The 12636-nt window shown below is 60.9% G+C and carries 12 protein-coding genes; 8 read left to right on the forward strand and 4 right to left on the reverse strand.

Going from position 1 to position 12636, the window contains the following annotated elements; genetic code table 11:
* The first annotated feature begins 8 nt into the window (after positions 1 to 8).
* On the forward strand, positions 9 to 1076 hold the full coding sequence (locus MJQ68_RS04770; RefSeq protein WP_238749870.1) for a Gfo/Idh/MocA family protein: 1068 nt from the start codon (positions 9 to 11) through the stop codon (positions 1074 to 1076).
* Here the strand turns inward: MJQ68_RS04770 and MJQ68_RS04775 are convergent.
* A complete protein-coding gene (locus tag MJQ68_RS04775) occupies positions 1044 to 1478 on the reverse strand; it encodes a DUF3293 domain-containing protein (protein ID WP_238749871.1) in 435 nt (144 codons plus the stop codon). The two genes, MJQ68_RS04770 and MJQ68_RS04775, sit on opposite strands and share 33 nt — an antisense overlap.
* Before the next feature lie 92 nt (positions 1479 to 1570).
* Here MJQ68_RS04775 and yidC point away from each other — a divergent pair, with 92 nt between their 5' ends.
* The 4 genes from yidC to ettA all read left to right on the forward strand — a co-directional run bounded on the left by yidC (position 1571) and on the right by ettA (position 6796).
* Positions 1571 to 3454 carry a membrane protein insertase YidC gene (gene yidC / locus MJQ68_RS04780; RefSeq protein ID WP_238749872.1) on the forward strand — a complete coding sequence of 628 codons (1884 nt, stop codon included), beginning with the start codon at positions 1571 to 1573 and terminating at the stop codon, positions 3452 to 3454.
* A gap of 94 nt (positions 3455 to 3548) precedes the next feature.
* Positions 3549 to 4139, forward strand: a complete 591-nt coding sequence (locus tag MJQ68_RS04785) for an NAD(P)H-dependent oxidoreductase (protein ID WP_238749873.1) — start codon at positions 3549 to 3551, stop codon at positions 4137 to 4139.
* Positions 4140 to 4235: 96 nt separating this feature from the next.
* Positions 4236 to 4994 carry a DUF6438 domain-containing protein gene (locus MJQ68_RS04790; protein ID WP_238749874.1) on the forward strand — a complete coding sequence of 253 codons (759 nt, stop codon included), beginning with the start codon at positions 4236 to 4238 and terminating at the stop codon, positions 4992 to 4994.
* Positions 4995 to 5113: 119 nt separating this feature from the next.
* Positions 5114 to 6796: an energy-dependent translational throttle protein EttA gene (gene ettA, locus MJQ68_RS04795; RefSeq protein WP_238749875.1), complete on the forward strand. Its 1683-nt coding sequence runs from the start codon at positions 5114 to 5116 to the stop codon at positions 6794 to 6796.
* Between the two features lie 69 nt (positions 6797 to 6865).
* Here the strand turns inward: ettA and MJQ68_RS04800 are convergent, their stop codons facing one another.
* Complete coding sequence (locus MJQ68_RS04800; protein ID WP_238749876.1) at positions 6866 to 7264, reverse strand: hypothetical protein; 399 nt, start codon at positions 7262 to 7264, stop codon at positions 6866 to 6868.
* Entirely contained in the window at positions 7264 to 8481 is a 1218-nt protein-coding gene (locus MJQ68_RS04805) for a sulfite oxidase (RefSeq protein ID WP_238749877.1), read from the reverse strand. The genes MJQ68_RS04800 and MJQ68_RS04805 overlap by 1 nt, the downstream gene beginning before the upstream one ends.
* A gap of 134 nt (positions 8482 to 8615) precedes the next feature.
* On the opposite strand from MJQ68_RS04805, the gene MJQ68_RS04810 reads away from it, so the two are divergent.
* From MJQ68_RS04810 to pulA, 3 genes are all read left to right on the forward strand, one after another.
* A complete protein-coding gene (locus tag MJQ68_RS04810) occupies positions 8616 to 8798 on the forward strand; it encodes a hypothetical protein (RefSeq protein WP_238749878.1) in 183 nt (60 codons plus the stop codon).
* A 76-nt stretch (positions 8799 to 8874) separates the two neighbouring features.
* Positions 8875 to 9660: an alpha/beta hydrolase gene (locus MJQ68_RS04815; protein ID WP_238749879.1), complete on the forward strand. Its 786-nt coding sequence runs from the start codon at positions 8875 to 8877 to the stop codon at positions 9658 to 9660.
* 15 nt (positions 9661 to 9675) lie between these two features.
* Positions 9676 to 11685 (forward strand): type I pullulanase, encoded by a 2010-nt coding sequence (gene pulA / locus MJQ68_RS04820; protein WP_238749880.1) that lies wholly within the window; start codon positions 9676 to 9678, stop codon positions 11683 to 11685.
* Here pulA and MJQ68_RS04825 read toward each other — a convergent pair.
* Complete coding sequence (locus tag MJQ68_RS04825; RefSeq protein WP_238749881.1) at positions 11682 to 12608, reverse strand: YheT family hydrolase; 927 nt, start codon at positions 12606 to 12608, stop codon at positions 11682 to 11684. The two genes, pulA and MJQ68_RS04825, sit on opposite strands and share 4 nt — an antisense overlap.
* Between the last annotated feature and the right edge of the window lie 28 nt (positions 12609 to 12636).

Consider the following 12636-nt stretch of genomic DNA (forward strand, 5'->3'; position numbering starts at 1 on the left):
GCGCCTTTATGGATAGCCCCCAACTCCCCATACGCTTTGCCGTGATCGGTGTAGGTCACATCGGCCGCCGACACGCCAGCCTGATTGCTGCCCACCCCGAGGCGCAACTGGTGGCCCTGTGCGATCCGCTGGGCAAGACGGAAATCCAGTGGCCGGAGGGGGTTGACGAATCAATCGCCTGTTACAAGCGACTTGATGAGCTACTCAGCCGGCAGGCCTTCGACGTTGCCGTCGTTTGCACCCCCAATGGTCTACACGCCAGTCAGGGACTACAGTGCCTCCGCGCCGGCCGCAACGTAGTGATCGAGAAACCCATGGCGCTGCGCACCCAGGACTGTGATGCGCTCATCGCGCTGGCCCGGCAGCGGCAGCTGCACGTCTTCGGCGTGATGCAGAACCGGTACAGCCCAGCCGCCGCATGGCTCAAGGAGCTGGTAGCAGGCCAGCACGTCGGGCAGATCCTGCAGGTACACCTCGACTGCTTCTGGAACCGCGACGACCGCTACTACCGCCTGGCCGACGGTAGTCCGCACGCCTGGCACGGAGACGCTACGCTGGACGGCGGGGTGCTCTACACCCAGTTCGCCCACTTTATCGACCTGCTCTGTTGGACATTCGGAGACATTCAGGTACTCCACGCGCAGTTTGCCAATCAGACGCACACCGCCATACACGACTTCGCGGATACCGGAATGGTGCACTTCAGTCTGCCGAATGGTGGACTGGGGAGCCTGACCTTCAGTACCGCCATCTGGGACCGCAACTTCGAATCCACGCTCACCGCCATCGGCACCCGTGGCACGGTCAAACTGGGGGGGCAGTACATGAATGAACTGCAGTATTGCCACGTGGAGGGACTCCTTGCACCCGCGCTCCCGCCCAGTGCCCCGCCGAACAACTACGGGCCCTACCAGGGGTCGGCCGCCAACCACCACTTCGTGATCGACAATGTGGTGGACGTACTTCGCGGCAGAGCGCCAGTGGCTACTACGGCGGAGGAAGGACGGGCGGTGGTGAAGGTCATCGAGGATATTTACCGCGTCTCAGGGGTACAGGAGCCGGGGCGTACGTCCTAATCCACCCACCACGATCGCGTGCTGCTCGTATAGTCGGGCCAGGTGAATACTCTTTTCTTCCGGCAGGTCGAACAGGCAGAGTCCGTGCTCATCGGGCCAGTGGCCGGCCGGGTCGCTACCACTGGCTACTACGTGAGCGTACCGAAGCTGATCCACCAGGGCGGTCAGGGTGCGGTGGCGGGCGGCATTGACCACCTGGGGTAGGGGAGTGGAAAGCGGATTGTAGGCGGTAAGAATGGTGTAGCTGCTGTGCCCGAGCTCTGCCAGCCAGCGGTCAAATTCGGGGTGTGGCTGACCTATTTTAAGCCGCTGACCGTTTACCGTGTAGTCCGCCCGACGGTATGCATCGCGAAGGTGCTGGTCGGGCAGACCAGTAGATTGATCGGTTGGGGGAAGGGGCATAGACGTGGGGTGCGTACCTTTGCGGCCCCGAACGGAGCTGCTGCGGAAGGAGCACTGGGGGAATGATACGGAAAAAGAACTAAGCTATGGAGATGGACAGAACTTCCATCATTGGTATTGTGCTCATCATGCTGCTGTTCCTGACCTGGCAGTGGGTCGTGGCACCCAGTGCATCTGAGATCGAGCAGCAACAACGCTACCAGGATAGTATTGCCGCCCTTACTGAAGCCGAGCTGCGCGCCGCGGACGAACTGGCCCCCCTGGACATAGAGGAGACTGGCGTTGAACCCGTCGCCCTATCCGACTCCGCCCGCCTGGCGCAGTATGGCGGCCGCTTCGGTGCCTTCGCCCCCTCGGCCGCCGGTACCGCCGAGGATGTGGTACTGGAGAACGACCTGCTTAAACTGACCATCAGCACCAAGGGCGGTACCATCCGCCAGGCCGAACTCAAGCAGTACGCCAAGGTGGTGGAGCAAGCCGACGACAGCGAGATCAGTCTACCCCTGCTGCTGCTGGAAGACGAGAAGAACAAGTTTGAGTACATCATTCCCGTCAGCGGCGTGAGCGGCGATGGGGTACGGACCAGCGACCTATACTTCCAGCCCACACTGGAGGGCAACACCCTGCGCCTGCGGGCATCCATCGACGGCGGCGGCTACTTCGAGCAGCGGTATACGCTGGAGGACGAAGGCTACCTGATCGACTACGATATACAGTTCGAAGGGCTGAACCAGGTCATGGCCAACACCAACGGCACGGTGCAGCTGCACTGGGAGAACTACCTCGACAAGATCGAGAAGAACGCCCAGTACGAAGCCAGCTACTCCACCCTGTACTACAAGCCCGTCGACGACGACACCGACTACTGCTCCTGCACCAGCGACGATACCGAGGAGCTCGACGAGCAGCCCCTCAAGTGGGTGGCCGGCTCGCAGCAGTTCTTCACCTCCGCATTGATCGCCGACGACCGTTTCACCAGCGCCGTGCTCACTACGGTGGCCGACGAGGATCGGCTACAGGACGACGAGCTCAAGGCCCTCATCTCCGACATCCAGCTACCCATCGGTACCTCCGGCTCGGAGACCTTCGGCATGTCGTTCTACGTAGGCCCCAATGAATTTGAACGCCTGCGGGCGATCGGTTACGATCTGTCCGACGTGGTCAGTTTCGGCAGTTCCATCTTCGGCTCCATTAACCGCTGGATCATCCGTCCGCTGTTCAACTTCCTGTCCGGCTTCATCGGCAATATGGGTATCGCCATTCTGGTCCTGACCCTGCTGGTAAAGATGCTCGTGTATCCCCTCACCTACAAGATGCTGGTGAGCAACACCAAGATGCAGGTCTTGAAGCCCGAGATCGAAAAGATCAAGGCCAAGCACAAGGACGATGCCTCCGGTGCGCAGATGGAGACCATGAAGCTGTACCAGGAGTACGGGGCCAGTCCGCTGGGTGGCTGTCTGCCCATGGTGCTACAGATGCCGATCTGGTTTGCGCTCTACCGCTTCTTCCCGGCCTCGATCACATTCCGGCAGGAAAACTTCCTGTGGGCCAATGACCTGAGCACCTACGATAGCATCCTGCGGCTGCCCGAGTGGATCCCCTTCATGCAGGGTCACCTGAGCCTGTTTGCCGTACTCTGGGCCGTCACCACGGTCATCTACGCCTACTACAACAGCCGGCACATGGACTACTCGGCCCAGCCCATGATGAAGTACTTCCAGTACATCATGCCGCTCATGTTCCTCGGCTTCTTCAACAGCTTCGCGGCCGGTCTGACCTGCTACCTCTTCTTCTCCAACGTGTTCAACATCGCCCAGACGGTGATCACCAAGAACATCATCATCGATCAGGAGAAGCTGCGCGTCAAGCTGGAAGCCAACAAGGCCAAACCCAAGAAGAAAGGGGGATTCTCCGCACGCCTGCAGGAGGCCCTCAAGGAGCAGCAACGCGCCGCGGCAGCCAGCAAGAAGAAGTAAGTAGGGCGGGGCCGCGGGTGCAAAGTATCTGACCCGATACAAAACATAAGCCACGGTAAATACATTAGATGTAGGTACATCAAAATAACTACCTATGTCTACCGTATTAGTCGTGCTCGCGCACCCCAACCCCGACAGCCTCAATGGCGCTACCGCTAAATCCATTGAAAAAGCTCTGACCGATGGCGGCCACGAAGTGCGGATGAAGGACCTTTACCGGACCGAATTTGACCCCATCCTCGGTCCCAAGGACTTCGGTGCCTGGCAGAACAGCAGCGTGCCCGACGATGTAGCTAAGGAGCAGAAAGATATCGCCTGGGCCGATGCCCTGGTTTTCGTATACCCCATCTGGTGGCACGAGCGCCCCGCCATCCTGAAGGGCTGGATCGATCGCACCTTCACCAAGGGATTTGCCTGGGACTTCGACGAGAACGGACTGGTAGGCAAACTGGCCGGTAAGAAGGCTTTCGTCGCCGCCACCTTCGGCAGTCCCACGCCCCTATACGATGCACTCAACGTGGACATGGATAACTTATTCAGTAGCGTAGAGAAAGGCACCCTGGGTTTCTGCGGCATCAAGGAGACCAAATTTGTCGACGAGTTCGGCGTGCTCCAGCAAGATCGTGCGGCCAACGAGGCCTACCTCAAACGCGCTACCGAAGCAGCTGTTGCCTTCCTGAACTAACCCCACTGACCATACCGTGCTCCCTGAGCACGATTTAGTGACCGCCCGGTGTATTGCACGCCGGGCGGTTACCTTTGTGTACCAAGTCCCTACCTTATGAAGTACCTGTCTGCCATGATGCTCTGTATGTGCCTGCTGGCTTGCTCCCGGCAGCCGGTGCGGGTGGGTGCCACCAATCCAACCATGAGTGACCCCATCCCGGCCGAAGTGCAAGCTGATCCTACCCCCGAACGGGCAGACGAAGCCGCCCGCCCCGCCCCTACAACCACGTCTGCGGATGGTCCCCTGGCCCCCACGACAACCACCCGTCCTACCAGCGACGGCCAGAACCCCACCCCCGATCTGGATATTCCAGTAGTAGACACCGAAACCAACGGCACAGCTAACATCGAGCGCCAGGGTAGTGTAGGTGAAGCCCCCCTTGGCGGAGCACAAAAGGACATCCTCCCCGACGCCAACACCCGCATGCAACTCACCAAGGGAGCCTGCTTCGGCGACTGCGACGTCTATACGCTCCAACTCCTGCGCGACAACCGTGTAGTACTCAGCGTCACCAACGGCCTGCAGGGCCCCGGTACGTATGAGCTCGACCTCAGCGGCGTAGCCGCCCGCGACCTCGCCAGCAGCCTGGAAAGCCTCCGCCAGGAAGACCTCGCCCTTCAGTACCCCGACGATCCTGACGCCGCCCTCCCCGTAGATGCCCAGGTCACCCGCCTCACCCTCCCCGACGCCAACGACGAGCTACGCACCATCACCATCTACTACGATGCCCCCCCGGCCCTCGCCCAGTTCGTCGAGCAGGTCCAGGCCTTCGTAGAAGACGCCCTCACCAAGAAAACCACCACCGACCGCTAGCCTCCCCCGCACCCGCGACCCCGCCCCAGCCGTCTACCCCCGAAGGGGTCTAACCAGCGAAGCGATCTAACCAGCCGAAGGCGTCTAACCAGCCGAAGGCGCCCAACCCCCCCTAACCCATGTCAGACCACAAGATTATATTCTCCATGGAGCGCGTCTCCAAGACCTTCCCCGGAGCAAATAAGAAAGTCCTCAATAACATCTGGCTCAGCTTCTTCTACGGCGCCAAGATCGGCGTACTCGGTCTCAATGGCTCGGGCAAGTCGACGTTGCTGAAGATCATTGCCGGCGTGGATAAGAATTACGAGGGCAATGTGGTCTTCGACGGCAGCTACAAGATCGGCTACCTCGAGCAGGAGCCCACCCTGGCAGCGGGCAAGACCGTGCGCGAGATCGTCCAGGAAGGCGTACAGGAGACCGTAGACCTGATGAAGGAATACGACGCGGTGAACCTCAAATTCGCCGAGCCCATGAGCGACGACGAGATGAATAAGCTCATCGAACGGCAGGGCGAGCTCATGGAGGAGCTCGAGAACCGGAATGCCTGGGAACTCGACAACCGCCTCGATACCGCCCTGGAAGCTCTGCGCTGCCCGCCCGACGATGCCAAGGTCGACGTACTCTCCGGTGGAGAACGCCGCCGCGTAGCCCTGGCCCGCCTGCTACTCAGCAACCCCGATATCCTGCTCCTCGACGAGCCCACCAACCACCTGGACGCCGAGAGCGTAGACTGGCTGGAACAGTACCTGAAGTCCTTCCCCGGCACCGTCATCGCTGTGACCCACGACCGCTATTTTCTCGATAACGTAGCCGGCTGGATCCTCGAACTCGACCGCGGCGAGGGCATCCCCTGGGAGGGCAATTACTCCAGCTGGCTGGAGCAAAAATCGCAGCGTTTGGCCCAGGAGGAGAAGACCGAAAGCAAGCGCCAGAAGACCCTCAAACGCGAGCTGGAATGGATCCGCATGGCCCCCAAGGCCCGTCAGAGTAAAGGTAAAGCCCGCCTGAGCGCCTACGACAAGCTCGCCGGCGATGAAGGCCGCGAACGCGAAAAGAACCTGGAGATCTACATCCCACCCGGACCCCGCCTCGGCGACGTGGTCATCGAGGTCGAACACCTCAAGAAGGGCTTCGGCGATCGGCTGCTGTTCGACAACGCCACCTTTACCATCCCTAAGAACGCCATTGTCGGCATCCTGGGACCCAACGGTGTGGGTAAGTCCACCTTTTTCCGCCTGCTAGTCCACGAGCAGGAGCCCGACAGTGGCGACATCAAGATCGGCGATACCGTAGAGATCAGCTACGTCGATCAGGCCCACACCCAACTGCAGGACGGCAACAAAACGATCTACGACGTAGTCAGCCAGGGTCACGATATGATCGAGGTCGGCAATACCGCCGTTAATGCCCGCGCCTACCTGAGCCGCTTCAACTTCGCCGGGGCCGATCAGCAGAAAAAGGTTGGTGTACTTTCCGGTGGTGAGCGCAACCGCCTGCAACTCGCCATGACCCTGCGCGAGGGCGGCAACGTACTCCTGCTCGATGAGCCGACCAACGACATCGACATCAATACCCTGCGCGCACTAGAGGATGCGCTCGACAGCTTCGCCGGCTGCGTGCTGGTGATCAGTCACGACCGCTGGTTCATCGACCGCCTGGCCACCCACATCCTCAGCTTCGAGGACGAGGGACAGATCAATTTCTTCGAAGGAAACTACTCCCAGTACGAAGCCGCCAAGAAGGAACGACTAGGAGATACCACTCCCAAGCGGCCACGCTTCAAGAACGTGATCAACCGGTAGAGTTTAAACACGGAGGCACACAGATTTGAGCACAGATTACCAGGCCGTAATCCGTGCCTAATCCGTGCATTAATCCGCCTGATCCGTGTTTAACCGGTACCACTCCACCTCTCCCAGCGGCCGCCGCCGCCCGGTCTCCACCGGCGCGTAGTAGGTAGCCAGGTACGCCACGATGGGCTCCTCCAGCTCACCCAGGTCTGTTAGTCCCTGCTTTTCTTGCATCCAGTGGATCATCTCGCGCCAGCCCGCCGCGGTGGCTCCCTGCTGGGTGATGAGGTTGGCGCTGTGGCAGGCCAGGCAGTTGCCCCTCACCAGTAGGTAGTCGCCCTGTGCGATCAGTCCGGTAAGGGTATCGATGCCGTCGACGACGAAACGGTCCGGATCGGATGGGATGGCCGGTGCCGGGGCGTCCTCGCTACAGCTGTAGGCCAGGGTAAGCAGTACCGCGAATACGATCAATATTCTCATCAGGCGATCTTTACGGCGATGCGGTGACAGGCGTTATTGAGGTAGCCCCGGGGGTTCCAGCCGGGCAGTACCATGGGTTGTACCCGATCGGCGGCATCGGTAGCCCGGGCCCATACCTCGTAGTAGCCCGGCTCAGGGAATGCCACGGTAGCCGAAAACTGCTGCCAGGCAAAGCGATTTACGGGCGGCGCAAGTCTGCACGGCTGCCAGCTACTACCGAAGTCGATGCTGTAGGCTACCTCGGTCACGGCCGGTCCGCTTGACCAGGCGTGACCTCCTAAGTTCAGCTTGGTTCCTGGCGCAATGGTTGCTCCCGTCTTCGGACTGGTGATCAGACTCTTGACGGGCATCTGCTCGATGATGCACATGTCCGCGTCCGCGACGGTCGCGCCCGGTTCTACGGGAGTGCACGGCACGCGGTACGACTGTCCGCCCATCTTCTCCCCATCGTGCAAGCGGTCGCGCACCACGATCTCCGACAGCCACTTGCCGGAGCAGCTCGCCGGGTAGCCCCCGAACACCAGCCGCAGCGGGTAGCCGTTCAGCAGGGGTAGGGGCTGTCCGTTCATGGCCCAGGCGATCAGGCTTTCGTCTTCCAGTGCTTTAGCGATCGGCACCCCCCGGGAGATCACCACCTTATCGGGGTCGCCACTCAGGTGGGTATCCCTACCATAGTAGCCGACGTATACCGCCCGGTCGCTCTGGTAGCCGGCAGCTTCCAGCACGTCCCTGAGGCGCACGCCGGTCCACGCGGGGCAGCCGATCGCGCCGGTACTCCACTGATTCCCACGGGCGGGTGGGTAAAATTCCTTGCGCCCGTTGCCCCCACACTCCAGGGTGAGCTGGTAGGTGTGGTGCCGAAATTTTGCCTGTAGCTCGGCCAAGGTGAAGGTTACGGCCTGCGGCACCGCTTCACCGGCTATCCGCAGGGTCCACTCCGCAGGATCAGCGGGCGGGGCCGCCGGTGCAATGCCGTTATTCCTGATGAACAGGCGGTCGGCAGAGGTAACCGCCTCATCGAGCAGGTGGGCGGGGGTCTCTGCATTGACGGGCCGGTCGTTGAGAATGGTCAGTCCGGGATGCTTACCGGGTAGGGTGGGGTCGGGCGCAGCTGACAGGCCGAGCAGCTGTACACCGGCCGGCAGACTGGCGGCGAAGATGACCGGTAGTCCGCTACGGGTGAGAAACTGGCGACGCGATAGAGGGCGGTGGGGCAAGTGGGGGCGTAGTTGGCGGCCTGCTAAGATACGTACGCACCGCGATCCTTCCGTTACTCATTGACCGGTGGCGGGGCCGCTGGATGCCGGGTCATTAATCTGGTGACCTAGTTTATCTTCGCCCAAAATCTAGCATGGACGTAAAGAAAATTCTGGCACTGGTCTTCACCGTACTGGGTGCGGTAGGTCTGGCCTTCGGCGTACTAGCCATCTTCAATCCCGGGCAGCTTGCCCTCGGCAACAACGCCTGGGGGGTAGCGATCGTAGGACTCATCTTTTTCATCACGGGCATGAGTCTGCTGCGCTCGGTCAAGTAGGTCGTTTACTGCTCCTGATAGGAGGAGTATGCTGAGCGCCGCGAACCGAATCGGAGCAGCCGGTGTCCGGTAAGGTATGAAATGGCTTAAATGGATCGTGGGGCTGCTGGGTGTCGGCTACGTGGTGCTGTGTGCGCTACTCTTCTTTACGCAGGAAGTGCTCATTTTCCATCCCCGTGCGCTACCGGCTGACTACAACTTCGAGGAGGGCGTAGAAACCACCCTACGTACTCCCGACGGTGTAGATCTGAGCATTCTGGAATTTGTCCATCCCGCTGCGGAAGGCGCCATCCTCTACCTGCACGGCAACCGCGGGAGTAACCGCCGGAGCCTCTACCAGACCCGCGCGCTCACCGACACCAACTACGACCTCTACCTATTCGATTACCGGGGCTACGGTAAGAGCGGGGGAGCGATTGAATCCGAGGCACAGCTCATGGCGGATGCGCAGCTGGTGTACGATAGTCTGGCCGCCGAATACGGAGAGGATCGGATCATCCTCGTGGGCTATTCCCTCGGCACCGGCATGGCCAGCTACCTGTCGGCACACAACACCCCCCAGCATTGTGTACTCGTGGCCCCCTACGCCAGCGTTACGGCCATGAAGAATCTTTGGTTCTGGGCCGTGCCGGACGCTATACTGAAGTATCCCCTGGAGAACGTCGCCAATGTAGCTGCGGCAAACTGTCCGGTCACCGTACTGCACGGTCAGGCTGACGACTTCATTCCCTACAGCATGGCCGAGGAACTGCGCGACGCAGCGCCGGATCGGGTGCGGCTGATCGGTCTGCCGGAAACCGGGCACCGGGGCGCTATCTTACACCGGCAGTTCGGTCAGACGATGGCGGGGCTGCTGCACTAAACCGCCCTTCCCCACATGCTCCCCCGCTACCTGCTGTTCATACTTTCAAGTGTAGTTTTCGTGAATTGTTCCGACCCCCGCCCCCAGTACGACACACTGGCGGACTACCCCGTGTACCCCTACGCCGACCTGGGTGTGACCTATACCCCCACCGCCACCATCTTCAAACTCTGGTCACCCGCCGCTCAGGAGGCCCGCCTACGGCTCTACGACACCGACGCACCCGGAGTGGCTGCCCACACCACTACGGATATGCAGGAAGTGGACGGCGCCTGGACCGTGCGCCTGGAAGACGAGCTGGATGGCACCTACTACACCTATGAGATCAAGCAGAATGGCCGTTGGCGGGGCGAGGCCACCGATCCCTACGCGACGGCAGCGGGTACGAACGGACTGCGCGGACAGGTAGTCAACCTACTGGATACCGACCCCGTAGGCTGGGAAACCGACCGTAGACCCGCCTTTGGAGCACCCACTGACGCGGTGCTATACGAACTGCACGTACGCGACCTGAGTATCGATCCCGATTCCGGTATCGAGTATAAGGGGAAGTTTCTGGGGCTTACCGAGCGGGGCACCACCACGCCCGGCGGCGACACCACCGGCTTAGATCACCTGATCGAGATGGGGGTGACCCACGTGCACCTGCTGCCCAGCTTCGACTTTCTTAGCGTAGACGAGGCGCGGCTGGATTCAGCGCAGTACAATTGGGGCTACGATCCGCAAAATTACAATGTACCCGAGGGCAGCTACTCTACCGACCCCTCCCAGGGCAAGACCCGTATCCGCGAATTTAAGCGAATGGTGCAGGCACTGCACGCGGCCGGGATTCGCGTAATTATGGACGTAGTGTACAATCACACTGGACGTACTGAAGACAGTAACTTTCAACTCCTTATCCCCGATTACTTCTACCGTTTTGAAGCCGACGGTACCTTTAGCAATGCCAGTGGCTGCGGCAACGAGATCGCCAGTGACCGCCCGATGGTACGCAAGTTCATCCGGGAGTCGCTGGAGTACTGGGTAGATGAATACCACGTGGATGGCTTCCGCTTCGATCTGATGGGGATTCATGACATCGCCACCATGAACGACGTAAGCGAGACCCTCCACGGGATCGACTCTACGATCCTCCTGTACGGAGAAGGGTGGGCCGCCGGACCCAGCCCCCTGCCCGATAGCCTACGCGCCCTCAAGGCGAATACTCCACAGCTCCTGCGCATAGCCGCCTTCAGCGACGACGTGCGCGATGCGCTGAAGGGAAGCGTGTTCAATCATGAGGAACGGGGCTTCGTGAGTGGGGCGGACGACCGGGCGGAATCCGTACGATTCGGCATCGTAGCAGCTACCCGCCACCCCCAGATCGCCTACGACAGTGTAAACTACAGCAAGGCCCCCTGGGCCAGGCAGCCGGCGCAGTGCGTCAACTACGTAAGCTGTCACGATAACCATACGCTCTGGGACCGGCTGGCGATCAGCAACCCCGGCGACTCCCGGGCCACCCGCGAACGAATGCACCGCCTGGCACTGGCTACGGTACTCACCTCCCAGGGCATCCCCTTCCTGCACGCCGGCACGGAGATGCTACGCTCCAAGGGGGGAGACGAGAATAGCTACCGCAGCTCCGATGCAATCAATGCGATCCAGTGGAAAACCAAGGGGCAGCACGCCGCTACGGTGAGTTACGTGCGCGCCCTCATCGCCCTGCGCAAGGCTCATCCCGCGCTCCGTTTAGGTAGTACGGCCCGCATCACCCGCCACCTCACTTTCGCAGAAGAAGAGAATGACGAGCAGCTCGTCACCTACCGAATCCTGGACGCGCCAGCCGACCAGTGGGCCGATATCTACGTAGCCCTAAACGGGGAAAATGCGAGCCGTGAGGTGACCCTGCCCGAGGGCTCCTGGCAGCAGGTCGTAGATGGCACTACCGTGGACGCGCAGGGCATCGGAGCACCCGTTGAGGGAAGTGTGCGGTTGGCCGCTATCTCCGCCAATGTATTCGTGCGCACGCTGCAGAGCCGCTAGCCTTCGACAAATGCCAGCGCGCGCTCATCCATACTGTTATGGGACTTGCCGCGCAGGGCAAACCCGACGTGGCCGCCCCCCCGGGGCTCCTCTACGGTGATCAAGGGGTGGGTACGGTCCAGTGCGCGGGGGGTACAGGCCGGGGGTACGATGGGATCATTAAGGGCATTGACGATCAGTACCGGGGCGGTGGTGCCGGCTACGAAGTGTCCCGAGGACAGGTAGGCGTAGTACTCATCCAGATCGGTGTAGCCCCCGATGACCATGGAAAAGGCCCGGTCAAAATCGCGCCATACGCGCACTCGGTCGAGCTGACTGAGGTCAACGGTGCCCGGAAACTGCGCCTCCTTTGCCGTGATCTTGGCGGCTAGCGCCTGGAAGAACTTCCTGCGGTAGATCCAGTTGTCGGGCCGCTCGAGGCTATCCACGCTGTGCTGGATGAAGCAGGGTGCGGAGAAGGCGATGCCGTGGGTCACCTGCTCGGGGCGCTGCCTACCCACCGTACCGAGGTACTTCAGCGTGAGATTACCCCCCATGCTGTAGCCGATCAGGACGATCTGGTCGAATGCATCGCGGGCTACGGCGTGGTCGACGACCGACTGCAGGTCTTCGCTCTGTCCGTGGCTGTAGAGCTTGGGTGTGCGGTTCATCTCACCCGAGCAACTGCGGCAGTTCCAGGCCAGTACGTGGTAACCGCGCTGGTGGAAGTAGTGAGCGGCACTGGCGATGTAGACCTTGCTGCTGTCCCCCTCGAGTCCGTGACTGAGCACGACGAGTTTGCGGCTGGCGGGATGATCCATCCAGTCCAGGTCGAGAAAATCATCGTCGGGGGTAGTGATTCGTTCGCGGCGGTACGCTACCGTAAAGTTGCGCAGCAGGTGGGGGACGATCGTGTGGTAGTGGCCGGTGAGGCGTTGTAGCATAGTGGTAGCTCAAACCCGCCAGCCCCTC

It is taken from the genome of Neolewinella maritima, from assembly GCF_923081025.1.
In the GTDB taxonomy this organism is placed as follows: Bacteria; Bacteroidota; Bacteroidia; order Chitinophagales; family Saprospiraceae; genus Neolewinella; species Neolewinella maritima.